Source organism: Mucilaginibacter sp. P2_A4, from assembly GCF_056405015.1.
The window spans coordinates 1-26,750 of the sequence record NZ_JBFUCX010000028.1 but is presented as its reverse complement, the minus strand read 5'-3'; the positions used below and the strand labels follow the sequence as shown (position 1 = coordinate 26,750).

16 protein-coding genes and 1 pseudogene are annotated in these 26,750 nt (G+C 40.6%); 13 read left to right on the top strand and 4 right to left on the bottom strand.

Translation table 11 applies throughout. From position 1 onward, the window contains the following. The 4 genes and pseudogenes from AC1DYB_RS30025 to AC1DYB_RS30010 all read left to right on the top strand — a co-directional run. Positions 1-576, top strand: a pseudogene (locus AC1DYB_RS30025) (beta-galactosidase); the annotation flags it as partial. A 373-nt stretch (positions 577-949) separates the two neighbouring features. Further along, positions 950-3,994 (top strand): SusC/RagA family TonB-linked outer membrane protein, encoded by a 3,045-nt coding sequence (locus AC1DYB_RS30020; protein WP_477440576.1) that lies wholly within the window; start codon positions 950-952, stop codon positions 3,992-3,994. A gap of 20 nt (positions 3,995-4,014) precedes the next feature. Then, a complete protein-coding gene (locus AC1DYB_RS30015) occupies positions 4,015-5,685 on the top strand; it encodes a RagB/SusD family nutrient uptake outer membrane protein (RefSeq protein ID WP_477440574.1) in 1,671 nt (556 codons plus the stop codon). Between the two features lie 86 nt (positions 5,686-5,771). Continuing rightward, the gene (locus tag AC1DYB_RS30010; protein WP_477440572.1) at positions 5,772-9,116 is read left to right on the top strand and encodes a VCBS repeat-containing protein; all 3,345 of its coding nucleotides are present in this window, start codon (positions 5,772-5,774) and stop codon (positions 9,114-9,116) included. Positions 9,117-9,216: 100 nt separating this feature from the next. On the opposite strand, the gene AC1DYB_RS30005 is transcribed toward AC1DYB_RS30010, so the two are convergent. The 3 genes from AC1DYB_RS30005 to AC1DYB_RS29995 all read right to left on the bottom strand — a co-directional run bounded on the left by AC1DYB_RS30005 (position 9,217) and on the right by AC1DYB_RS29995 (position 12,339). Continuing rightward, positions 9,217-10,107, bottom strand: coding sequence for an AraC family transcriptional regulator (locus tag AC1DYB_RS30005; protein WP_477440570.1), 891 nt, complete (start codon positions 10,105-10,107; stop codon positions 9,217-9,219). A gap of 214 nt (positions 10,108-10,321) precedes the next feature. Beyond that, positions 10,322-12,139 (bottom strand): DUF4091 domain-containing protein, encoded by a 1,818-nt coding sequence (locus AC1DYB_RS30000; protein ID WP_477440568.1) that lies wholly within the window; start codon positions 12,137-12,139, stop codon positions 10,322-10,324. Between the two features lie 38 nt (positions 12,140-12,177). Further along, positions 12,178-12,339 (bottom strand): hypothetical protein, encoded by a 162-nt coding sequence (locus tag AC1DYB_RS29995; protein WP_477440566.1) that lies wholly within the window; start codon positions 12,337-12,339, stop codon positions 12,178-12,180. A 1,430-nt stretch (positions 12,340-13,769) separates the two neighbouring features. Between AC1DYB_RS29995 and AC1DYB_RS29990 the strand changes: the two genes are divergently transcribed. The 6 genes from AC1DYB_RS29990 to AC1DYB_RS29965 all read left to right on the top strand — a co-directional run bounded on the left by AC1DYB_RS29990 (position 13,770) and on the right by AC1DYB_RS29965 (position 22,888). After that, positions 13,770-15,752 (top strand): glycoside hydrolase family 97 protein, encoded by a 1,983-nt coding sequence (locus AC1DYB_RS29990; RefSeq protein ID WP_477440564.1) that lies wholly within the window; start codon positions 13,770-13,772, stop codon positions 15,750-15,752. Positions 15,753-15,785: 33 nt separating this feature from the next. Further along, entirely contained in the window at positions 15,786-16,493 is a 708-nt protein-coding gene (locus AC1DYB_RS29985; protein ID WP_477440562.1) for a 3-keto-disaccharide hydrolase, read from the top strand. A gap of 8 nt (positions 16,494-16,501) precedes the next feature. Continuing rightward, entirely contained in the window at positions 16,502-18,025 is a 1,524-nt protein-coding gene (locus AC1DYB_RS29980) for a Gfo/Idh/MocA family protein (protein WP_477440560.1), read from the top strand. 101 nt (positions 18,026-18,126) lie between these two features. Then, positions 18,127-20,361 (top strand): beta-glucosidase BglX, encoded by a 2,235-nt coding sequence (gene bglX / locus AC1DYB_RS29975; RefSeq protein WP_477440558.1) that lies wholly within the window; start codon positions 18,127-18,129, stop codon positions 20,359-20,361. Between the two features lie 16 nt (positions 20,362-20,377). After that, on the top strand, positions 20,378-21,103 hold the full coding sequence (locus AC1DYB_RS29970; protein WP_477440556.1) for a glucosamine-6-phosphate deaminase: 726 nt from the start codon (positions 20,378-20,380) through the stop codon (positions 21,101-21,103). 78 nt (positions 21,104-21,181) lie between these two features. Then, positions 21,182-22,888, top strand: coding sequence for a GMC oxidoreductase (locus AC1DYB_RS29965; protein WP_477440554.1), 1,707 nt, complete (start codon positions 21,182-21,184; stop codon positions 22,886-22,888). Between the two features lie 74 nt (positions 22,889-22,962). On the opposite strand, the gene AC1DYB_RS29960 is transcribed toward AC1DYB_RS29965, so the two are convergent. Further along, positions 22,963-23,835 carry an AraC family transcriptional regulator gene (locus AC1DYB_RS29960; RefSeq protein WP_477440552.1) on the bottom strand — a complete coding sequence of 291 codons (873 nt, stop codon included), beginning with the start codon at positions 23,833-23,835 and terminating at the stop codon, positions 22,963-22,965. Between the two features lie 130 nt (positions 23,836-23,965). Between AC1DYB_RS29960 and AC1DYB_RS29955 the strand changes: the two genes are divergently transcribed. The 3 genes from AC1DYB_RS29955 to AC1DYB_RS29945 form a co-directional block, all read left to right on the top strand. Next, complete coding sequence (locus AC1DYB_RS29955) at positions 23,966-24,814, top strand: phytanoyl-CoA dioxygenase family protein (RefSeq protein ID WP_477440550.1); 849 nt, start codon at positions 23,966-23,968, stop codon at positions 24,812-24,814. Between the two features lie 52 nt (positions 24,815-24,866). Continuing rightward, on the top strand, positions 24,867-26,300 hold the full coding sequence (locus AC1DYB_RS29950) for a glucoamylase family protein (protein WP_477440548.1): 1,434 nt from the start codon (positions 24,867-24,869) through the stop codon (positions 26,298-26,300). A gap of 204 nt (positions 26,301-26,504) precedes the next feature. After that, a partial coding sequence (locus AC1DYB_RS29945) for an MFS transporter (protein WP_477440546.1) occupies positions 26,505-26,750 on the top strand: 246 nt, incomplete at its 3' end.

Below are 26,750 nucleotides of genomic sequence, written 5' to 3'. Positions count from 1 at the left end.
CCTTCGCATCGTCCCGAACCTAATAAAAATATTTATGTAACTCAACAACTTGATGAAAAGGCTTTGGCCATGTTAAATAAAGGCGGTAAGGTTCTGCTTACCGTGAAAAGAGGTGTAATAAAGGCAGATATGGGTGGAGATGTTGTGGTGGGATTTTCCAGCATTTTCTGGAACACCTCATGGACTAACAACCAGCCTCCGCACACACTGGGGATTTTGTGTAATCCCGCACACCCGGCATTGGCAAAGTTTCCTACGGATTATTACAGCAACTGGGAATGGCAGGATGGCATAAGTCATAGCTCCGCAATCCGGTTGGATAGTCTTTCAAATGAGATCAAACCCATTGTAAGGATCATAGATGACTGGTTTACCGCAAGGCCTCTGGGGTTGATTTTTGAATGCAAAGCAGGAAACGGTAGCCTGGTGGTTTCAGGTATTGATTTGCTTACAGATCAAGAAAAACGTCCCGAAGCCAAACAGTTGCTATATAGCCTGGAAGATTATATGAATACGCCGGGGTTTAATCCATCAGTATCTGTGAAAACAGAAAAACTTGCGGGGCTTTTTAAATAATCGTCTTTCATTTAAGGGGCATTAAGTAACCGGTAAATAAGCCATTAGCAAATATGGACAGCATTAAACTGATTGTTTTATTTACCCTGCTTTTCTATTTCCGGATTGAATAAATCTTCATTTGTTCAATCCGGACTCAGACAATAGATTACTATTTTAAATCATAATATAATCCTACTTTAAAGTAAAAACGTCTATTTATTGATAGCCTGTTTTATATCACATTTGATAAGTTAAAACCAATTAAATAATTAAACCACCTTTTATGAAAGTAAATTTTACTCATGTGAAATTTCCCTTTTTCTTGCCTGTTTCCTTGAGGGAAACGCGCTTGATCAGAGGAAAATTGTTTGTGATTTTGTTGCTGTTAAATATGATAAGTATTATGGCATCGGCACAAACCAAATTATTAACCGGTTCAGTCAAAGATGACAAAGGAGAATCGCTGCCTGGCGTCAGTATTATGCTTAAAGGTACTTCAAACGGCGTGAGCTCTGACGCGAATGGAAACTTCTCCATTAATATTCCGAATGGCAGAGGTACATTAGTTTTTAGTTTTATCGGGTATTCCGATCAGGAAGTAGTTGTAAGCGGACAAGACAAACTACAGGTACAAATGAAACCTGCATCCAAAAATCTGGATGAGGTGGTTGTTGTGGGCTATGGAACGCAAAAAAAGACGTCTGTGACCGCTGCTGTATCGACAATAAAAGGGAAAGATATGGCTTCCCAACCGGTAGCAAATATTACTGATGCTCTTGGCGGACGTGTATCGGGTATTTTACTTACCCAGTCTAGCGGTGAACCAGGCAATGACGGAGCGAATATTCAAATTCGCGGGCTAAGTACAACTGGTAATACGCAACCCCTGGTAATCGTAGACGGTGTGCCAAGAAATTATACCCAGCTCGACCCGAACAGCATTGAATCAATATCTGTTTTAAAAGATGCCGCCGCTGTAGCGCCTTATGGTTTAGGCGGAGCAAATGGTGTATTGTTAATCACTACTAAAAAAGGAAAGCTCGGCAAACCAACACTTACATACAATGCATATTATGGCTGGCAGAACCCGACAGTGTTAACCAAATTTGTAAACGCCTACCAGTATGCATCGTTGTTTAATGCTGCAGATGATAATATTGGTGCGCCGCATGCCTACTCTGCCGATGATCTGCAAAAGTATAAGGATCATAGCGATCCAAATGGGCATCCTGATCACAATGTTTTAGGCGAATTGATTAGCCGCAATACGCCAATGATTAGCAATAACCTGCAATTGTCAGGAGGGGCCGAAAATGTAAGATATTATACAGGCATTGGTTTTCTTACGCAGGATGGGCTATGGGGGCCAACCAATTACAAAAGGTATAACCTTACTGCAAACATAGAAGCAGATGCGACAAAAACAACTAAAGTTAATGTTTCAATGAACGGTCGGGTAGAAAACGGTAATTACCCCGGCATTTCTTCAAGCAGTATATTTTACCAGGCTTTCCGCACACCACCAAATGCCCCCCTTACTTTTACTAATGGCCTTCCCGGTTCTTATATTGCCCGGTCAGCCTATGGTAACATACATGGCAGCGGATTTAATCAATCATTAGGTTACACTTTGCTAAATCAACTAAGCATTGAGCAGCAGCTGCCTTTTATTAAAGGCTTGAGTATTAAAGGTGCAGTCAGCTACGATTATAATCCTTTTAACCCTGGCGATCCGAGGAATCAAACTGCGCCTATAACCTCATTCAACAGAACATATCTTACCCCCATCAATTATTATGCTTACGATCCTGCTACCAAGGCAATTACTCAGGCTGGAAACGATGGGCCGTCAAAACCACAATATTATGAGTCTTTTTCGCAGTCGCAAGCCTTTACCTACCAGGGATATATTAACTACCATAATACGTTTGGGAAAAACGATATAACAGGACTGATCGTATTGGAAAGCAGGAATACCAAAGCTTCATTATTTAGTGCCAGCAGGCTCAATTATAATGTTCCGATACCTGAATTAAATAATGGAAGTTCAAATAGTACCGACATTAATAACAGTGGTTATTCATTGGAAGAAAAGCAAAAATCGGCTATTTACCGCGTGAGCTATGCTTTTGATAACAAATACCTTTTCGAAGCATCAGGACGTTATGACGGGAATTATTACTTTGCCCCCGGCCATCGTTTTGGTTTCTTCCCATCCTTTGCTGCTGGCTGGCGTTTGTCAGAAGAGCCTTTCATCAAAAATAATTTTACCTGGATAAATAATTTGAAACTGAGAGGTTCATGGGGTGAATCGGCGGCTCTGGCCGGTTCGGCGTTTCAATATTTAAGTTCTTTTGGGCTTTATGGCAACTCAGCTGTCTTTAACGGGGCAGCTACACAAGGTTTAACTGAAGGTAACCAGGCCAATCCCAATATTACCTGGGAGAGGGCGAAAAAAACTGATGTAGGTCTGGAGGGAACACTTTGGAAAGGCGGACTTACTTTTGAGGCTGATTATTTTTATGAAGTAAGGAATAACTTATTATTGGCTCCAACTGTTACCGTACCTGCAGAATACGGAATAGGATTGTCCCAGGTAAATGCCGGATCTATGAGTAATCATGGTGTTGAACTTACTTTAGGAACAACTCACCGGTTTAATAAGGATTTAAGTGTTAGCCTGACTGGAAACATCACTTATGCGAAGAATAAACTACTACAAGTGTATGAAACATCAGCAACTTACGAAAATCCTAACCGGCGGATTACCGGCCGTCCTTTCGGCACCTTATTTGGATTTCAGGCCACGGGTTATTTCAAACCGGCAGACTTTGATAGCTCCGGTAATTTGAAACCGGGTATTGCCGCACAACCATGGGGGCAAGTGCTTCCGGGCGACCTGCGCTATAAGGATGTGAATGATGATGGAAAGATAGATAATAACGATATAGTACCTATAGGGAAATCATATAACCCTGAGATCGTTTATGGAATAAGCCCAAGCATAACCTACAAAGGTTTTGACCTGAGCGTTTTGTTCCAGGGGGCAGCCAATCGTAATTTTTATGATAGCGTTTACCCTTTTGATAATTCATCGTCGGCTACAATAGATGCTCTGGATTACTGGACACCATCTAATCCCAATGCTACAAATCCGCGGATCACTACACAGCCAACCTCCAATAACACTCAGACTTCATCGTGGTGGATTAGAAACGGCTCATACCTAAGGTTAAAAACGGCTAACTTGGGTTATACGGTGCCCGCAGGCGTCATCCAGCATTTGCATTTGCAATCTGTTAGGTTTTATCTATCCGGACAAAACTTGTTAACCTGGAGCCCTATCAAGAACTTTGATCCGGAGGTAAGTGCAAGTAATGGACAGTACTATCCACAGATAAAAGTGGTTACCGTAGGTTTGAATGTAACCTTTTAATCGTTTTAAGTATCAAAAAAATGAAAACTACAACAAAATATATTTTCACTATCAGCCTGCTGCTCATGATGGTCAGCCTGCTGAATATATCGTGCAAAAAATCTTTGGATAGCTCCTTAAGCATTACTCCGCACGATCGTCTTACCGGCGACGCTGTTTTTGCAAATTCTTCAACTGCTGATCTTTTTTTGAACGACATTTACAACAATTTGCCTGACGGTAATAATTTCTATGATCCGTTTGATAACTGGTCTGATAATTCAATTTGCAGTTTCCCCTGGCCCAATTCAAGAACCGAGGGACAACAGGCAAACTACACCCCATCAACGGTGGGTTTTGACGCTATAAACCTGGATTGGGCTACCAATTACAGTTACATACGCAAATGCAACATTTTCATCACGAACGTAACTGCATCAACACTTTCTGCAGATTATAAAAAAGCAAGGATAGCAGAGGCCCGTTTTTTAAGAGCCTATTTTTATCAATTGCTTTGGATGGCTTATGGAGGCGTTCCTGTAATAACAACACCCTTAGATATAAATACACAGGGTGATCAGATATTTGTTGGGCGAAACAATGCTGATGATACCTATAAGTTTATCACTACGGAATTGGCTGCCGCCGCGACTGATCTTCCACAGGTACCGGCAGAAAGCGGCAGGGCAGGTGCGGGTGCGGCCTTAACCCTAAAGGGGTGGGTGGAACTTTATGATCATGATTATCGTGCCTCGGCAACTACCAATAAGCAAATTATTAATGATTTTGGCAATGGCAAGGTTTACGATCTTTTTCAGGATTACGGCGCCCTCTTTTTAGATAACACTGCTAACAAAGAAGCAATTTTTTATCGTCAGTATATTCCAAGGGTAAAGGGGAATTTTTATGCAGGTACTAATGGGCCTACCTTTACCAAAGGGGGAGTAGAGACCAGTTGGGGCGGAACAGATCCGACACAGGAATTGGTGGATGATTATGCTATGGACAACGGCTTGCCTATCAGCAATCCAGCTTCGGGTTTTAATCCTAAAACTCCTTACCTGCACAGAGAGAAAAGATTTTACCAGAGTATAGTTTATGATGGCTCATTTTTCTACAATGACATTATTTATACAAGGCAAGGTATTAACAGCCCTAATGAGATCGATCTTTCAGATAAAAATGACGCCGGGCAAACCGGTTATTACTTGCGCAAGGGTGTAAGTGAAAGTATTACTCTTGGACCTGATAACTGGAACAGCCCATCAAGTGGCGGCCAGAATTATTATTACTTCCGTTATGCAGAGGTATTATTAAATTATGCCGAAGCACAAAATGAAGTATCTGGTCCTGATGGCTCAGTATATGATGCTATTAACAAAATCCGTACACGTTCGGCTTTGCCAAATTTGACACCTGCTCTTGGTCAGGACCAGATGCGCACAGCAATCAGGCGTGAACGCAGGGTAGAGTTGGCGTTTGAAGATAAACGCTGGTGGGATCTAATGCGGTGGAAACTTGCTGAGGTTAATATAAATAAGCCGCTACACGGCATAGCTATTACAGCAGATGGTAGCGGGGGTTTTAACTATAAGCCCGTTACCACGCCTGGTGGAAATAGAACATTTAACGCAAGTAAAAACTACTTGTTCCCGATTCCACAAAATGCCATCGATCAGAATAAAAAATTGAAACAAAATCCTGGGTATTAACAGTAGTTTATTTAAAAGCAGAACCTTTATCTTCGGATATAGGTTCTGCTTTTTTTATTACAGGGCTAGATACTAATTGAACAAAAATGAAATTGATGAGGCCAAAAAATATTAAATTAATAACCGTTGTTCTGCTGGTTTTCATTATGAGTTGGATGGCCTGTCATAACAACCCGGAAGGCCCAAGGAATCATGAAAGTGACCATTTATTTTCTTTATTACCTGCATCAAAAACTCATATCAATTTTAGCAATACTTTAACTGAGGGTTTGAATACCAATGTGTTGATGTATGAATATTTTTACAATGGCGGAGGAGTAGCAATAGGTGATTTAAATGGTGACGGATTGCAGGATATTTATTTTACGGCTAATATGACTGATAATAAGTTGTATGTGAATAAAGGGCATATGCAGTTTGAAGATGTTACCACTGCTGCGGATGTAGCTGGGCGATCCGGTCCCTGGAAAACTGGAGTTACTATGGCCGATGTCAACGGTGATGGTAAGCTTGATATATATGTATGTTATTCTGGAAAAATTGGACCCGAAAAAAGAAAAAAACAGTTGTTTATTAACCAGGGGAATGATAAGAATGGCATACCTCATTTTGTAGACATGGCTGAGCAATACGGTATAGCCGGTCCGTCTTTTAGTACATCCGCTTATTTTTTTGATTATGACAGGGACGGTGATTTGGATATGCTGCTGGTTAATCACAATCCCCAACGAATAAGTAACCTGGATCAAGAAACAATAAATGTTTTAACAAGCAAAATCGATACAGAGCGCGGCGTATGTTTGCTGCGTAATGATAACGGCCATTTTCATGATATTACCAAACAGTCCGGTATTTATAACAGTGCCTTATCCTACGGTTTATCGGCTGGTATTGCTGATGTTAATGGCGACGGCTGGCCGGATATTTATATCTCCAATGATTATAATATGCCCGACAGGTTGTATATCAATAATGACAACGGAACATTTACCGACAAATTACGGCAGAGTGTAGGACATACCTCGTTTTATTCCATGGGTAACGACGTCGCTGACATCAATAATGACGGCAGACCCGATATCTTTACGTTAGACATGCTCCCGGAAGATAACCAGAGGCAAAAATTATTGTTCCCGGCAGATAATTATGAGTCCTTTAATCTGAATCTGAAGGTGGGGTATTATTATCAGTATATGCGTAATATGCTACATGTCAACAATGGTAACGGCACATTTAGTGAGATGGGGCAATTGGCAGGCATTTCAAATACTGACTGGAGCTGGGCACCTTTGTTTGCCGATTATGACAATGACGGTTGGAAAGATCTCTTTGTAAGCAATGGTTATACACGGGACTACACTAACATGGATTTTCTGAAATTTATGGGGGATAATTTAAGGGATAAAAAGGTCATGCGCCAGGATTTGTTGAATATTGTACAGAAAATGCCCTCGTCCAAGGTTAAAAGTTACTTTTTCAAAAATAACGGTGATCTCACATTTAGCAATACAAGTGCTTTATGGGGCATTGAACAGCCATCCAACAGTAATGGTGCAGCTTATGCCGATCTGGACAATGATGGTGATCTTGACCTGGTGGTTAATAACGTAAACCAGATTGCGTTTATTTATGAAAACAAAGCCAGCAAACATAATAATAATCATTATTTACAATTGAAACTTAACGGGAAAGGGATGAATACCGGAGGCATAGGTGCAAAAATCATCTTATATGCTAACGGAATAAAACAATATCAGGAACAAATGCCTTCCCGGGGATTTCAATCCAGTGTATCACCTGTAATCCATTTTGGTTTGGGTAAAGCCAGGCAGGTTGATTCATTATCTATTGTTTGGCCTCTGGGTTTAAAACAAACATTACGTCATGTAAAGGCAGATCAGCAACTTATTTTAAATGAAGTAGATGCTGCTGAAAAACAGCCAAAGGAAAATCAAAAGCTTTCAGTCTTTACCCAGGTAAAGTCACCGGTTGCCTATCGTCAGCAGTCAAATACAACAAATGATTTTAAACGGCAACCGCTAATGTTTAACCCAATCTCCTTTTCAGGACCGTGTATGGTTAAGGGGGATGTTAATGGAGATGGGCTGGAAGATATTTATATTGGCGGAGCAGATGGCAAGGCAGGTATGCTTTACCAGCAGCAAAACAATCACCAGTTTTTGCTAAAACCGCAATTAGTTTTTGAGACAGATAAAAAAAGCAATGATGTGGCTGCTCTTTTTTTTGATGCCAACGGCGACGGTAAAGTCGATTTGTACGTTTGTTCTGGCGGGTATGGCGATTTTTTATCCGATGATCCGCTTTTACAAGACCGGCTTTACATTAATGATGGGAAGGGCAATTTTACAAAATCTGTCAATTCCTTACCCCGGATGCTCAGTAGTAAAAGCTGCGTAAAAATGGCTGATATTAACGGGGATGCTTATCCGGATCTGTTTGTGGGCGGACGGGTGATACCAGGCAGGTATCCTGAAACACCCCAGAGTTATATCCTCATCAACGATGGCAAGGGGCACTTTACTGATAAAACCCAACAATATAACGCAAAGCTGCAACATGCCGGTATGGTTACAGATGCAGCATGGGTTGATATGAACGGTGATAAAAAGCCAGATCTGGTTATTGTAGGTGAGTGGATGCCGGTAACGATTCTGATTAACAATAATGGAAAGCTTGTTAATCAAACCAGTAAATACCTTGATAAAAATTACACCGGCTGGTGGAACTGTATAACAGCGGGCGACTTTAATCACGATGGTCATCCGGACCTGGTTATTGGTAACCTGGGACTTAATACCCAATGTAAAGCATCTGATAGTGAGCCTGCTGAAATGTACTATAAAGATTTTGATAACAATGGTTCGGTTGATCCCATTTTATGTTTTTATATACAGCATAAAACTTATCCTTTTGTAACCCGTGATGAATTGTTGGATCAAATAAGTATGATGCGCACGCGTTTTCCTGACTATAAAAGCTATGCAGATGCTACTATTAAAGATATTTTCACGACTGAAGAAATGAAGGGAAGTAATATTTTGAAAACCAATGATTTGCAGACGGCCCTTTTTGAAAGCGATGCTCAGGGTAGACTGCATAAAACTTCCCTGCCTTTAGAGGCACAATTTTCACCGGTGTATACCGCTACAACGTTGGATTATGATCACGATGGCAATGAAGATTTACTTTTATGTGGTAATATGAATCATGCCCGCATACGCTTTGGAAAATATGATGCCAACTACGGTGTGTTATTAAAAGGGGATGGGAAGGGACATTACACTTATATTACTCAGCTACAGTCCGGGTTCAAACTATGGGGAGATGTCAGGAGTGTGCTTACCATTAATGACCTATTGTTATTTGGGATTAACCAGGGAGAAATAAAAGCGTACAAAAACCGCAATTAAATGAAAATGTATTCTTTACCAATTCTTTAACAGGCATTTGTTAGTTGGTTTAAAAAGGATATCATCCGGCAGTAGAATTCTTAATTATGCAAGCAGGATTTTATTTAACCGGAGTTCGTGACTGCCGATAATCTTTGGGAGAGAAACCCATAGTTTTTCCGAAAAGCCTGGTGAAATAACACGCATCATTGATGCCTATTTTAAAAGCAATTTCTTTAATCCGAAGATCAGTAAATTGCAGGTATTGGCAAGCTTTCTGAATTTTTAATTGGTTGAAATATTCAATTGGTGAAAATCCAGTCTCGTTTTTAAATCTGAAGGCGTAATGACTGGGAGAATAATTAACTTGTTTGGCAAGATCTGAGTGCGCTAAATTTTTATCAATATGGTCTTGCATAAAACAAATTGATTTTTCCAAAAAATTATCTGTTTTATCCTGAAGACCCACACTAAACTTTTCGCTGAACAGGAAAGAGGATAAAAATTGTAAAAACAGGAGATTGACATAAGTAAGATTTTCGTAACTATATCCTTTCTCCAGGTTTAGGTACAACTGATCAAAAATAGCGACCCGTTCTTCTAAAAAATCTATGCTGTATTTGAAGGATGTGCTTTTATTAATTATCCGCTGTGCAATAGCATCCGCTTGTTCGCCCTTAAAATGACACCAATAAATTGTCCATGGATTTTTTTTATCCGTTTTATATTGGTGGGGCATATTGCTGGGGATGATAAAATAATCACCGGGGACAATAACGTAGTTGGATGTATCAACGGTCACCGTACCTTTGCCTTCCAGGCAGTATATCAGGATGTTTTGATCTGCACCAAGCGGTCTTTTACGATAGTGATACTGGGCTTTCGGATAATAACCAAGGTCGGTAATATACGCTTTATTGATGACCTCGTTAAATAGGCAGAACTTATGGATAATAGATTTCGGTAAAACAATGGCCCGTTGACCATTAAATCCATCTCTTTTATAATTCATACATCACAATTGGTAATCAATATTAAGAAAATCAATGAAATAATCATAGTGTAAACGCTAATATTTACAGGTTATAAGACTTGAGTGAAAATCATTATTGTCTTTGGAAGAAGAGTAGTGCTTGCCGGAATGGAATGGTTTGGCCATGCAGTTAACAACAACCCCATTCAGGGTCAATGCTATCAAAATCTTTAATTTCATCGATGTCAATTGGTTATTTTTTATCGGCCAAAAGGTCACTTAATTCTTTGATCAATTTTTCCCCTTCATAAACTTGCGACTTAAGTTTATCCTCATTAAAACCATGTTCAGTTGTCAGGGTCTTTAAATGTTCGTCAAGTTCATTCATTAAAACTTTTGCTTTTTTATCCTGCGATGCCGATGCTTTTTCTTTTAATATCCTGATCTTTTCATAATCAACGATGCCCTCTCTTAATTTTTCAAACCTGATACCGCTGTTTGCACCCGGATAAACCAAATAGCAGTCTCCGGCAGCCCATGTTCCATGACGTCCATCCCTTGTTGGGTCTTGTGTCCATGCATCATATGCCCAGCGTAAAAAACCATTATAACCATAGGCTGAGGCATACCAGCTTATCCACCGGCCTTCAATGGGTGGCGAAAATAGAAAGTTGTTTGGTTTGGGCGGATTACAGCAAACATAATAGGTTGTTGTAAAGCCTTTTGCTGAACGATTTTTTACAACATCCATCGGAGATTCCTTGCCCGAAAGGAAACAATAATCATTTAACATGTCATTTAATTCGGGATGCCAGTCTCCTGCATAGGTGATCTTCCAGTTTGCTGAATTATTCTTAATCACTTTAATAGCGGCGAGCGTCTCATCCATGGCGCTTTCATTAATTCCAATATAAGCTTTTTCTAACCAGCCTTTCTTTTTCAGATGCTCCCGAAGATCATAAAGGAAAGGGTCCCAGTAAGCTTTAAATTTTTCAGAAGTAGGTGGCCATGATTCGGTTATATAGTCGCCTGTTTTCTCGTCCATATAACGAAACCTGTATCCTCCCGGTAACGGTGTATATATAGTGATCGCCTTATCTATTCCAACACTCATAGCCAGCTCAACATATTCATCAAAAATTTTGTAGTCGAATTTCCACAATCCGTTTTTTTGCTTAATTGATTCAATCATGCCACCTTCGATAGTATAAGAGTTATCGCTCCAGGGAGAGTGTACGGCATACGTAGTGATATATTTTCCGCCGGCATCGGCATAAAGCTTCAGGTGCTTTTTCAATAACAATTTATGTTCCTCTGACCAGGGTTTTAAATGATTATCCCATGCAAGCACCCAGGGGTTTTGCCACAAATCGAGCCTGTACTTCCAGTCATGTGGCGGCGGCAGCAATTGATTTTGCACATCAACATTCAATTCAAGTGAATTTTCAAATCCTTTTGCTTTTACGCTGATGGTTCCCTTGTAATGCCCCGCCTGGGTACCAGCAGGAATATTTAAAGTTACCCAAACCGGACGCACTGTTTTCCCCGGTACATCAAAGCGATCAAACGTTTCAAAGCGATCGGGCATTAGGTATCCATTTTTATAAGGTGAGTCGCCACAGGTTACGTTATTTGCTCCATAAGGATAATTTGCCAGCACATACCGCACCATATTTAGATTGATATTGTTTTGGCTGATGACATTGCCGTCAGCACTTACCAGATTATTAAGCTTGAAACGAACTTGTTCCAGCGTATCTGATGACCATACTAGTATTTGTGCGTTCAAACGTTCCCCTTTCCATGCAGTACCCGACCACTTAGACGTTTCCTTCACGTCCGGCAGTTCGGTACGAAAATACAATGCATCTGTTGTGCCAAAGCCAACATGTAAACCCTTTTGTGGATTCCACCGCGTCGGGTTGGTAGATTTGTCAAAAGTAAATTCATCCTGGTAATGCGGTTTTAGCGCAGGCATCAGGGACGAGTCAATTTGTCCCTGATAAACCTGAGCTAAAGCAAAACCAACAAACAATTGCATTAATAAAATTGTCAATATTGCTTTTCTCATCTATTTAAATTTTTAATATTCTTATATATATTGGGAATTTACAAACCTGGATTTTGCGTAAGGGTTAACTTTGATAGTTGAATTTGTTGCAACGGAATAGGATCAAAAGAATGTTTAGGAAGGAATGCATGTCCGCTGCCCGGCTCGGCAATAATAAATCCATTTTCATCAACTTGTATATCAATACCTTCAACTTCCACGCTTTACCAGCGCCTTTTGAAGTCTCCAGCTTATTGAATTGGGTTGATTGTGTTTTTTTACTATTAGTTGCACAAACGGTATAGGTGAGTTTCTCATTTTTGGAAACAAATCACCGTTTACGATAGCGGTTAACATCTTCGGCTGATAGTTCACGACTTGGCATAAATTGGATTAGATAAATTAAAAGCTAAAGGTGAGTATGAATATATTTCCACACCACATTCCAAATGATACGTACCGATACTTTTATGACATGAAAAGTAAAGTCCGGTATAATTTCCAGGCTATTGCTTTTTCTATCTGCTCCCTAAGCTGATTTTTTCTGACCGGACCATCTGTCGTAACTTTTTCCTCCAACGGAAATGCTTTTAGGGAATCAATATACTTTTCCTAAACTTACTTAAGGGTAATTTTGTTTAAAATGGCATCACGAACTGCACCATAAAGATACCTTGATAAATTCCCCGATAATTGGATAACTTCATTTTTTAACCATAAATAAGTAAATACCTATTGGATTATATCTCTGGCTTCTTCAGGGTCCCGTGGTTTGTTTACAGCATGTGCATGAAGGATGAATTTGTAGCGATCGTAAATTTGAGCAAACGGATTCTGATCTCCTCTATTTAGAAGAATCACTAATTCATGGTCTGTTAATTGGTTGTAGCCTGTCATTTGCTCATCAACAAGGGAATGCAAGCGTACTTTTTGCAAAGCATCTATTTTTGCGAGGACTACTCAAAAAAAAATCACGCAAACGTTTGATAAGGATTTTATGAAAACCTCAATATAATTGAAAAGTAGTCTATAATACTCACTATAGAATACTTCCAAAAATAATGCGGAAATGTTTGATAACTGGTTTATGTAAACCGTTAATAGTATTAGAAAATACTTGGAAAGCTTTTTTGGGGCTAAAGATCAGGTCTACAAAGGCATTATAAAAACACGAAAATAGATATGATACACTCGATAGTTTTTGATAGGGAAATGTAACAAATAGGGCGCTAAAAGTACAAGTTTCGCAAATTTAGATTACTTTCCCGGTCGCCAATAAACTGCATCCCTGCACTCTTAGCAACAAGTACTTTCTCAAATTCTGGATGAAAGTTCCCGGGTGAGGAAAAGAATGAATAATTGAAATGTTTGAATACAAGAAATCGGCCGGAATTCATGCTGGATTTTACTTTTCATGTCATAAAAGTATTGGTATGTATCATTTGGAATGTGGTGTGGAAATATATTCATACCCACCTTTAGCTTTTGATTTATCTAACCTAATTTATACCAAGTTGTGAACCATCAGCCGATCAGGTTAATCTTTATCATGAACAGAGATTTGTTGCTTTAAAAAGTTTTGCAGCGAGCCAAAGGCTATTTATTATAATATAATTATCTCATACATTTATTACCCAATAAAATTTCATGCATGTCTATTTATAAACGATCATTTCTTTTTATATTAATACTTCTCGCCAATTGCGCGTTTGCCAACCCGGGTATTACAATTGCATCGCCCGATAAAAAGATAGTGTTTCGGCTCAGTACGGATCAATCTGGATTGCTATATATGGTTAGCTACAAGGGACAGCTATTGATTGATAATTCGCGGCTGAGTATTAGTGTTAAAGGGGGAGGCGCTTTTGGGCGGGATATCATATTGGGCAAGCCGGTATTTAAAAAACTTGACGAAACATACAACCTGATAGCAGGTAAAAGCGGCCGGATACATAGCGTAAGTAACGATCTGCTGATATCAGCTACAGAACGAAGCGGATTAAAACGACAACTCGATATCGAGATAAGGGTTTTTAATGATGGCACAGCTTTCCGTTATCGGATACCCAGTCAGCATGAATGGAAAAATGTTGAAGTTACAGATGAAGCCAATACGTTTAATCTAACTCAGAATCCTGTTGCGCTAGCGCTATTTAGGCAAAACTACACCACCTCCCATGAAGGTTTGTACAGTAAATTGCACCTTAGTGAAATAAAGGCAGATACCCTGATGGATATGCCCGCATTATTTATGTTTCCTAATGGAACTTACATGGCTATTACCGAAGCTAACCTGCTGGATTATGCAGGCATGTATTTGATAAAGCATAACGGTGTGCTGCAAAGCATTCTTTCGCCATTGCCGCATCAAAAGGAGATTAAAGTGAGGGCCAAATTGCCGCATAACAGCCCCTGGAGGGTGATGATGATCAGCGATCGGGTGGGGGCGTTAATAGAATCAAATATTTTGACCAATCTGAGTGATCCTTGCAAGCTAAAGGATGTTTCATGGATTAAGCCGGGTAAGGACACCTTTCCATGGTGGAATGGCAATGTTTCGCCAGATACTTCCTGGGCGCCGGGCAACAACTACGATTTCAATATGTACTATGTGAATTTTTGTGCAAAGAATAATATCGCATATCACACAGTGGTAGAATATGGACTGCACGAATGGTATGTAAATGATGGCGCTGGTTTTCAACCCGGCCCTCATGCTGATCCATCGAAAGCTGTTCCTGGCCTGGACATGCAGCAGTTATGTGACTCTGCCGCAAAGGTTGGTGTAGGTATCAGGGTTTGGGTGCATTTTGGTGCCCTATATCCTAAACTTGATGAAACTTTTGCCCAATACGAAAAATGGGGCATCAAGGGATTGATGTGTGATTTTATGGATCGCGATGATCAGGAGATGGTAAATATGCAAACGGAGATATTGGAAAAAGCAGCACAGCACCATTTGCATATCCAGTTTCATGGTGCTTATAAACCAACCGGCACAACCCGTACTTATCCTAATGAATTAACTCGCGAGGGGACACTTAACTATGAAAATGATAAGTGGAACCAGACTGTAACACCCGATGCGGATGTCAACATAGCCTTTACACGATTATTAGCGGGTTCAACCGATTATCATTTGGGTGGTTTTAGGGCGGCTAACGCAAAAATATTTAAACAGCATTACACAGCCCCGATGGTGTTGGGTACGCGCTGCCATATGCTGGGCATGTATATTGTGCTGGAAAATGAGTTGCCAATGGTTGCCGATTTTCCCGATGCCTACATGGGTCAGCCTGGCTTTGAGTTTTTGAAAAACGTGCCCAATACCTGGGATGAGACAAAGGTATTAAATGCCAAAGTGAGTGATTATGTTACTATAGCCCGCCGCAAGGGCGACGATTGGTATGTCGGTACGATATCTGGCAATACGGCCTATAGCCTTAAAACAACTTTATCGTTTTTACCGGCAGGAGATTATAATGCAGAGATATACAGCGATGCACCTGATGCGGATAACGATCCCAATCAATTGGTTAAAGTAGTGCGAAAAGTAAATAGCCAAAGCATTATTAATACTGATCTGGCCGCAGGGGGTGGCCAGGTAATGCATTTGTACAGGATACCGAAATGAAACCTTTATAAACTATAAACTAAAATGATGATTATGATTAAAAAATCAACTCTAAAAAATTTTTCTTTAAGCTTTGGCTTACTGCTGTTGCTGAGTGTTAACGTTGTTAATGCCCAGGATTCTATTCCCAAATTATCTGAAAAAGGCTGGCGTCAGCTTTTTAATGGTAAGGACCTCAATGGATGGAAAATGGTTGGCCCAGGCAGCAGATATGTTGAAAATGGAGTTACCGGAAGCCACGGTGGAATGGGTTTACTTTATTGGACCAAAGAGAAATTCAGTAATTGCACTATCCGGGTTGTTTATAAAATGCAAAAAGAGAACAGCAACTCGGGTGTATTTGTACGAATACCTATTGAGCCACGCGAACCAATGATGCCCGTATTTTATGGTTACGAAGTACAGATAGACAATCACCCGGAAACATCCGGCGAAGATGAATATCACGTAACCGGAACACTGTATTCATTAACGAAGCCATTAGCTAAACCCGGCAAGCCAGGCCCCGAATGGAATGTGATGGAAATTACGCTTGACGGACTGCGTACTATTGTTTATCTGAATGGAAAAAAGGTAACCGATTATAAAGAAGGCGACCCTACCCCGCAACGTAAATTTGATTTTGAGCCATTCCATGGGCCACGACCGCTTGCTGGTTACATCGGTCTACAAAATCATAGTAACGATGACGTGGTTTACTTTAAAGAAATTGCAGTAAAACCACTAAACAAAAAGAAATAATTAGCACCATGGCGAAGAAAGAACAAACACAGGATGACAATAGCATTAGCCGAAAAGATTTTATAAAAAAAGCGGCCATAGCAACAGCGGGATTTTATATTGTGCCCCGGTATGTTTTAGGGGGAAAAGGTTATACCGCCCCCAGTGATAAATTATACATTGCAGCGGTAGGTTGCAGTGGTGAGGCCGAGAATGATATTCACCATTTTGCTACTGCACCTAAAAAGAATGCGGAGATCGCGTTCCTGTGTGATGTGGACGACAGAGGAGCTGCACCACGCCGCAAGGAATTTCCCAAAGCCAAATTTTACCACGACTGGCGCGAAATGTTTGAGAAAGAAAGCAAGAATTTTGACGCGGTTACTGTGGCCATCCCCGATCATAACCATGCTATCGTTGGCCTTAGCGCCATGCAGTTACGCAAACATTTATATTTGCAAAAACCGCTTACGCATGATATTTATGAGGCCCGTATCATAACAGAAGCAGCAAAAAAATACAATGTAGTAACCCAAATGGGCGATCAGGGCTCATCATGTGAAGGTATGCGCATTATGCGCGAATGGTTTGAAGCCGACTTAATAGGTGATATCCAAAAAGTATATTGTTGGACAGATAGGCCGGTGTGGCCGCAGGGTATATCATGGCCAACCGCAAAACCACCCGTGCCTAAAGAACTGAAATGGGACCTTTGGCTGGGCACAGCGCAGGAAACCAACTATATTGAAAATCTTGTGCCTTTTAACTGGCGTGGATGGTGGCAATTTGGTACTGGTGCCTTAGGCGATATGGGCTGCCACATTATGGGCCCTCCGTTTAAATTATTAGGATTAGGCTATCCTACCGAGGTATCGGGCAGCGCCAGCACAATTTACAAGGGTATTTTTAAAGAAGGCATTTATCCTGAAAGCGGACCAGTTTCCAGCTCTATCAAGTTTAAATTTAAACAACAGAATGGTAAGGACCTTGATCTGTACTGGATGGACGGAGGTATTACGCCCGAACGCCTTACGGAACTTGATCCTGACGTAAATTTGAACGAGGCCTTAGGCGATATCCCGAGCGAGAATGATTTTGAGGGATGCACGCTGTTTATTGGCACCAAGGGAAAAGTATCCTGCGGATGGGGTGGCAGTCACCCAAGATTGTTACCATTGTCGCTAAATAAGGATGTTAATGTGCCAAAGAAATATCCCCGTATAGAGGGTGATATGGATGGGCATTGGTGGCAATGGGTAGATGCCAGCATTGCCGGGCCCGGTAAAATGGAGGTCGACTCGCCTTTTGTTGGCTATGCCGGACCGCTTACCGAAACCGTATTGATGGGTAACCTGCTATTACGTACGTTTGATATACAGGAAAAAATAAAACGCAACGATCCGGTTTATGGCCATATGGAAAGCCTGAAATTCAGCGGCAGATATAAAGCCTTACAATGGGATGGCCCTAATATGAGAGTAACCAATTACGAGCCTGCCAACCAATTTATCAAACGCGAATACCGCAAAGGTTGGGGTGAGTTAAAATTATAGATATTATAAAAAAGTAACTATTTCTACTTAAAAAACCGATGAGACAAGATTCAGGGTTAAATGTTATCCCTGTCTTTTAAATTTTGTTTAATTTAAACTTAATGAATATCAGTAAAAAATCAATCATTCTTCTTTGCCTTTTAAGTTTTAGCATTAATGCAGGTTATGCCCAGCGACAAAGTATCCCGCAAAAGGTACAAGCATTATTAAAAAAAATGACTTTGGCAGAGAAAATAGGTCAGCTTAACCAGTATAACGGCGATTGGGAAGCTACAGGGCCTGTAAGTACTGATATTGGCAATAAGCTTGATGCTATAAAGCGAGGCGAGGTGGGTTCCATATTAAATATTGTAGGAGTTAAACATACCAGAGTTTTTCAGGAGGCGGCCTTGCAATCCAGGCTAAAGATTCCTTTGCTGTTTGGACAGGATGTTATACATGGTTATAGCGTAACCTTCCCTATCCCCCTTGCCGAAGCTGCAAGCTGGGATATGGCAGCCATTGAAAAATCGGCACGTATTGCTGCTACCGAAGCTGCTGCGGGAGGTGTACACTGGACATTTGCCCCAATGGTTGATATTGCCCGCGACCCACGCTGGGGCAGGGTAATGGAAGGGGCTGGTGAAGATCCGTATTTAGGTTCCCTTATAGCTACAGCACGGGTACATGGTTTTCAGGGTAAAGGTTTAGGTAACCTTGATGCGGTTATGGCCTGCGCAAAACATTTTACAGCATATGGAGCAGCTATTGGCGGCCGCGACTATAACAGCGTGGATATGAGCCTGCGCACTTTATGGGAAATTTATTTGCCCCCGTTTAAGGCTGCACTTGATGCCGGAGTAGGTACATTTATGGACTCGTTTAATGATTTAAATGGTACCCCGGCTACAGCCAACCGTTATTTGCAACACGATATTTTAAAAGACAAATGGGGGTTTAAAGGTTTCGTGGTAAGTGATTGGGGTTCAATAGGCGAGATGATAAACCACGGTTATGTGAAAAATAATTATGAGGCCGCTGAGGCGGCTATAAATGCAGGCAACGATATGGATATGGAAAGCCGCAGCTATATCAATAACCTGGCTAAACTGGTTGCCGATAAAAAAGTTTCTGTTTTACTAATCGATGAAGCAGTAAGTCGCATTCTGACCAAAAAATTTGAATTGGGCTTGTTTGATGATCCTTATCGGTTTAGTGATGCTGAACGCGAAAAAAGGGTACTAAATACACCTGAACATGTGGAAGCAGCACGGGATGTAGCCCGTAAGAGCATCGTGTTGTTAAAAAATGAGCACCAGGTGTTGCCTTTGTCAACGGATATAAACTCAATTGCCCTGATAGGACCCCTCGTAAAATCAAAAAAAGAAATGAAAGGATTTTGGGCACAAAACGTAGGGGACGAAAATGAGATTGTTTCTTTATATGAAGGTATGCAACAGGCCGCAGGGAAAACCAAATTGCTTTATGCAAAAGGATCTGACATTTCTGATACCAGCCGCGCCGGCTTTAATGAAGCCTATAAAGCAGCGATGCAAGCCGATGTGGTAGTAATGGCAATGGGTGAAAGGTTTGATATGACCGGCGAAGCAAAAAGTCGTTCAAATATTCATTTGCCGGGTGTGCAGGAAGAGTTGATTAAGGCTGTTGTAGCATTAGGTAAACCGGTGGTAGTACTCCTAATGGCAGGCCGCCCGATGGTATTTGACTGGACTGCAGACCATGCTCCGGCTATTTTATACACATGGTGGCTGGGTAACCAGGCCGGTAACGCCATAGCCGATGTATTGTATGGCAAATATAACCCCGCTGCAAAATTGCCTATTACCTTTCCCCGTACCGAAGGACAGATACCCATTTATTACAATCATTTTAATACCGGAAGGCCCGCAAAGAACGATACTGATGTATTCTACACCTCGGCTTATACCGACTTGCAAAACAGCCCGAAATTTGCTTTCGGATATGGATTAAGTTATACCACTTTCAAATACACCAACCTTCGGTTTAGCAAGAGATCAATGCTGAAAAGTGAAAAAATAATTGTTTCGTTCAATCTTCAAAATACTGGTAATTATGCCGGTGAGGAGGTGGCCCAACTTTATTTACGCGATTTAGTGTCGCAGCCGTTAAGGCCAACAAAAGAGTTAAAGGGCTTTCAAAAAGTAATGCTGCAACCTGGTGAAACAAAAACTATAACTTTTACTATCGATAAAGAAAAACTGGCTTTCTATAATGATCAGCTGGAGCGAATTACACAACCCGGCATGTTCAGGTTAATGATAGGGAGTGCATCGGATGACATACGATTGCAGGATGATTTTGAGCTTATCAATTAATTTAAATTATAGTTACATGAAAGTATTAACTTATTCAGATTACAATAAAATGTGCAGGGCTGCTGCTGATATGATCGTAGCTCAAATTCAACTTAAATTTAACTCCCTGATATGTCTTCCTTCGGGAGATTCACCGGCCGGGGTATTTAAATATTTAATAGCTGATGCTAAAAATGGCCGGGTAGATTTTAGCGGGTGTTACTTTGTTGGGCTGGACGAATGGGTGGGCATGGACAAGGAGGATGACGGTAGCTGCACAAATTTTCTTTATGAAAGCTTCTTTACGCCCATGCAAATTGAACCGGAAAAGATGATGTTTTTTGATGCCAAATCAGCTGATTTAGATGTTGCATGCCAGGCAATGGATGATTTTATAAAAGAAAAAGGTCCTTTGGATATTATGATGGTAGGTATTGGTATGAATGGCCACATAGGCCTCAATGAGCCCGGTACAGATTTTGATTTATATGCTCATTATTCGCCGCTGGCGCCGGTTACCGCCAGTGTGGGACAAAAATACTTTAAAAAGCAAACCCATTTGCACCAGGGTATAACGCTTGGTTTGAAGTATTTGCAGGAAACAAAAATACCTTTGCTTATAGCTGCCGGAGCTAAAAAGGCGGAGATTATTGCGGAAGCATTGGCAGGTGAGGTAACTAATCAATTACCGGCGTCCATTTTTCAAACGCTGCCATCAGCTTATGTTTTATTGGATGAAGATGCAGCGCAAAAGTTGAGATGACAGCATTTGTAACTATGTTATAGCATTTGGCAACCTAACTTCGAAATAAATAACTTTAACATTACTGGCTATAAATAAATGCTATTACATTCATCAATTAACCATACTTACGATGCTATTGTTATTGGCTCGGGTATCAGCGGCGGTTGGGCGGCTAAAGAATTATGTGAAAAAGGTTTAAAAACCCTGGTACTGGAACGCGGTAGAGATGTGGAACATATAAAGGATTATCCAACGGCTACCACGCCACCCTGGGAATTTAAGCACAGGAAACGCATGACTACTGCCTTTCTGAAAGAGAATCCATTGATCAGTAAGGCTGCTGGTTATGGTGAGGATAATGCACACTTTTTCATAAAGGATAAAGATCACCCTTACATACAGGAAAAACCTTTTGACTGGATAAGAGGATACCAGGTAGGAGGCAAGTCATTGACATGGGGACGGGCCTGCCAGCGTTGGAGTAAATATGAGTTTATTAACCCTGAACGCTTTGGCTATGGTATTGCATGGCCTATTGGCTATGATGATGTGGCGCCCTGGTATTCACACGTGGAGGAATTTATCGGGGTATGTGGTAACAGGGATGGTATTGAGTCTATGCCTGACGGTGAATTTTTGCCCCCTTTCGAGATGAATTGCGTGGAGGAAATAATCAGCAAAAAAATAAACGAAACTTATAAAGACCGCCATTTGGTGCATGCCAGGTGGGCGCATATAACCCAGCCAAAGCAGGTGCACATTGACCAGGGTAGAGTAAAATGCCAGGCCCGTAACATGTGTATGCGTGGCTGCCCGTTTGGAGGATATTTTAGTTCGAATAGCTCTACTTTACCTTGGGCCAAAAAGACAGGGAACCTTACCATAAGGCCTTTTTCGGTTGTACATTCCATTATCTATGATGAAAAGCTTGGTAAGGCGACCGGCGTTCGGGTGATAGATGCTAATACAAAAGAAGTAATAGAATATAAGGCAAGGATTATCTTCCTCAATGCCTCGGCACTGAATAGCAACCTGATATTGTTAAATTCCACTTCCAACCGATTCCCCAATGGCTTAGGCAACGATAATGGGCTTTTGGGTAAATATGTCGCCTTCCAGAACTACCGGGCGTCAGTTGGTGCCGAAATGGCGGGGGTTCTGGATAGGTACTATTTCGGACGTAATCCTACCGAGTTGATTCTGGCTAATTATAAAAACCTGCACAAGCAGGAAACTGACTATTTTGGTGGTTACACTACATTTATGGGAGCCAATCGCGGTCCGGGGCCAGGTGAAACGGAGCAGGGACAGATAGGTGCCGACTACAAGGATTCACTTACCGAACCGGGTGGATGGAAAGTGTATATGTATATGCAGGGCGAAACGGTACCGAAAGAAACTAATCATGTTCGTTTAAGTGAAGATCAAAAAGATCAGTGGGGTATTCCCCTGCTCATCACGTCAGTAGAATATGACGAAAATGATCAGCGCATGGTTAAAGATTTTTTAAAGGAAAGCAAGGAAATGCTGGAGAAGGCGGGCTGTATAAATGTGCAGACATATGAGAACAAACAGGCCCCGGGATTGGATATCCACGAAATGGGCGGATGCCGTATGGGCAAAGACTCTAAAACATCACTGCTAAACAAATGGAACCAGCTGCATTTGTGTAAAAATGTTTTTGTGACTGATGGGTCTTGCATGACGAGCACCGGTAATCAAAGCCCATCAATCCTATATATGGCTTTGACCGCGAGGGCTGCAAATTATGCTGTTAATGAAATGCAAAAAGGGAATCTTTAGCCAAAGTTTATGATTCAACGATAACTACATGACATCTTTATCCATTGCATAGGAGGAATGGTCAGCGAGGTATTTTAAATATTCTGGCTTTGATACAATTTTCTAAATGTTAAAGGATTATTGTTATACATTGTTCTAAACTGCCTGTTAAAATTCGATAAATTATTAAAACCTGATTCCAGGCATACTTCTGTAACACTTTTAGAAGTTTCTATCAATAATTTAGAAGCTTGGTTAAGTCTTACTTCATTCACAAAAGCCGTAAATGATTTACGTGTACGGTAACTGAAGTATCTTGAAAATGAATTTTGGGTCATGCTTACCATACCCGATATTTCAGGGATTGTTATTTCACGGGTAAAATTTTTGATGACAAAATCGATAATTATATTCATTCTTGTTGTTTCTGTATCATTTTTCGCTGTAATTATCCCATTGCAGATATATTGTAAATCTTCGCTTAGTGAAAGAATATTAAGTATTTCTAAAAGTATAAGCCAGCGGGAAAATTCCTTTGCCTCTAACAAGTCGTATAGCTTTGAACTAATTATCTTATTTGTATTTCCGGTAATAGATAGCCCCTTAAAAGAACGGTTCAGTAACGCATAGATCCGCCGGGTTTCCGGTAGCATAAAAAAATTATCTCCAAAGGAATCTTCTCTGAAATGCACTACAATTGACCTTGCCTTTAGCTCGGTACATTTTTTAAGATATTGCGGGTCATTTTGATAGGTATGCGGCAGGTATGGCCCTAATAATACCAGGTCGCCGGGTTTAAAATCGCTTACCTGGTCACCAATAAACCGTTTTCCTGTACTTTCAGTTACCAATACTATCTCATATTCGGGATGAAAATGCCAGGGTGTGGGAAAATATGGGTAATCAAAGTATTTGATCACAAAAGATTCGCCGGAGTTCCTGGGCAAGTATTCCAATGCTGGTTTCATATTCAAATATACAGGTATATAAAAGGGATTTTTAGTATTGTGTTATAAAAGTATCAGTTTGTAACAGTTACAATGTGGCTTGGGACCTTAATCATACTCATCTTAGTATAAAATTAAACCAATCTGATCTATGTCAAGTTTTAAACTATCGGCCGAACAGGTTAAGCAATACCATGAGCAGGGATTTATTGTTGTAAAATCGTTTTGTAGCAAGCATGAAATTGGGAGAATATATACTTCAGCTGTTGGTGATAATGCTATGTTGAATAATGCTTTGGATTTAAATGACCAAAGCGGAAAAAAGACAAAATTATCACTGTGGTTCACTGCTGGAAACGATGTATTTGGCTACCTCGCCCGGAGCAAAAAGATGATCAGTTCAGTTCAGAAGCTCCTCGGCGATACCTCGCCGGTATGCCACTTTCACACTAAACTAATGCAAAAAGAGCCAAAGGTTGGCGGGGCATGGGAATGGCATCAGGATTATGGGTATTGGTATAAAAACCAGTTTATGTTTCCCGATCAGTTAATGAGTGTAATGATCGCCATTACAGCGGCAAACAAAGAGAACGGGTGTTTGCAAGTCATCAGCAATTCACATAAAATGGGCAGGGTAAATCATGGTTTTGCAGGAGAGCAGGTTGGTGCGGATATGACAATGGTTAATAATGCCCTAAAAACGATGGAATTGGTATATGTTGAACTTGAGCCAGGCGATGCACTTTTCTTTCACAGCAATTTACTCCATCGTTCGGAAGCGAATTTATCTGATCACCCCCGGTGGTCCATCATTTCATGTTTTAGCCTGCAATCCAATATTGCTTATAACGAAAAATCCACATCATGGAAAATCCCTGTTAATGTGGTTCCTGACAAAGCTATTTTAGAATGGGAACTACAGCCCGTTATTCATATAGATTTTTTGAATAAGGAGGACGATCCCGCGTTAAAGGATACCGGCTGGGAACAGAATCTCTGATACCAAATATCATATATATAATATTCCTCTACAATCCGAATTAAATCGTATCATGAAAAAGAAGCTTGGCTACGCCATCATTTGTTTATTAATAACATCAGCTGTATTTGCTCAAAAGAAAAAAAGTTTTAAACAGGTATCTTCAGCGCATTATTCCATTGCACCTGTTGGTATTATTAAAAATGTCAGCGATTCGGTATTGCTTGATATTGTTCAGCGCCAAACGTTCAGGTATTTCTGGCATTTTGCCCACCCGATTAGTGGTTTAGCAAGGGAACGTGATAATACTGTAAAAGCTGAGTATTACTGGGATTATATTAACGAAGCGGATGATGAGCCAAATTTGAGTAAATCAACTTTTGGCCCTGAGGCTTGCGCCATTGGAGGTACAGGCATGGGCATTTTGTCTACCGTAGTAGCAGTGAACCGGGGGTGGATCGACAGGGACACAGCTCTAAATCGGCTAATAAAAATTGTCGATTTCTTAACTAAAGCCGATTGTTATCATGGTATTTATCCACATTTTATGAATGGGGCGACAGGAAAAACTATTCCGTTTGGCAGGGTGGACGATGGCGCCGATATCGTGGAGACATCTTACCTGATGATGGGGCTGTTAAGTGCTAAAGCATATTTTAACGGTACTACACTGCCTGAGAGATATTTCCAGAAGCGCGTACAGCAAATGTGGAATGCGGCCGACTGGAACTGGCACAGCAATGGCAGTAATAAAGTATTTTACTGGCACTGGAGTCCAGGAAACGATTTTGACATGAACTTTCCAGTATCCGGTTATGACGAAGCTTTAATAACGTATATTATTGCTGCCGCATCACCTTCTCATCCCATCACTAAAGAATTATATGACAACTGTTGGGTAAAAGGAGGTGGCTGGAAAAATGGGCAATCTTATTACAATTATGTACTTCCCCTAGGTAATTATGATAAAGGCGGCCCTCTTTTTTTTGAGCAATATACCTACATGGGCATTGATCCTAATGGGTTGAAAGATGACCATGATATCGATTATTCCCTGCAAACAAAAAATCACACACTTATTAACAGAGCCTATTGTATTGAAAATCCAAAACATTTTAAGGGCTATGGTGAGAACTGCTGGGGCCTTACCGCTGGTGACAGTTGGAAAGGCTATGTGGCCCATTGTCCGGAGGATGATAGAGGTGTGATACAACCTACTGCAGCGTTATCGTCATTTCCATATACCCCTGCATACTCGATGACTGCGTTGAAGCATTTTTATTATGACCTGGGTGATAAAATATGGGGCCCTTATGGTTTTGCTGATGGTTTCAGCGAATCGCATAATTGGTATGCTAAAACGCATTTGGCTATTGACCAAGGGCCTATTGTGGTTATGATAGAAAATTATCGCAGCGGATTGATATGGAAACTTTTTATGAATAACCCAGACATCCAAAATGGTTTGAAAAAATTAGGGTTTAGGAGTAAATGGATAAAAGAATAAATAATCTAATTTAAATTTTTATTTCTGAACAATTGATTGATATGCTTAATCAACTCCAAAATTGGATAAGAGAGATGTAGTTGGTTTAATTATAAACAGATCATTTTCTAAAATTAAATTAACAAATATCAATTTTATAAAAAATCAAGTAATAACAATGCATAGATATTCAGACTCATTTTTCTCATCACTAAAAGTAGTTTCATGAAACGTAACTACTACATCGTAGCATTAATCATGCTCAGCTTTTTTGTTATCTCTTTTCTCACCAACGTTATTGGTGCCCTAAATCCCGATTTCATAAAGGGTTTTCACCTGAGCCTAACGCTGGCAGCTTTCTTACCATTTGCCTTTTTTATAGCCTACGGTTTGGTTTCTATCCCCACGGGGATGTTGCTGGAGAAGTACAAGGAAAAGAAGATAATGATTGCCGGGTTTATCGTATCCTTT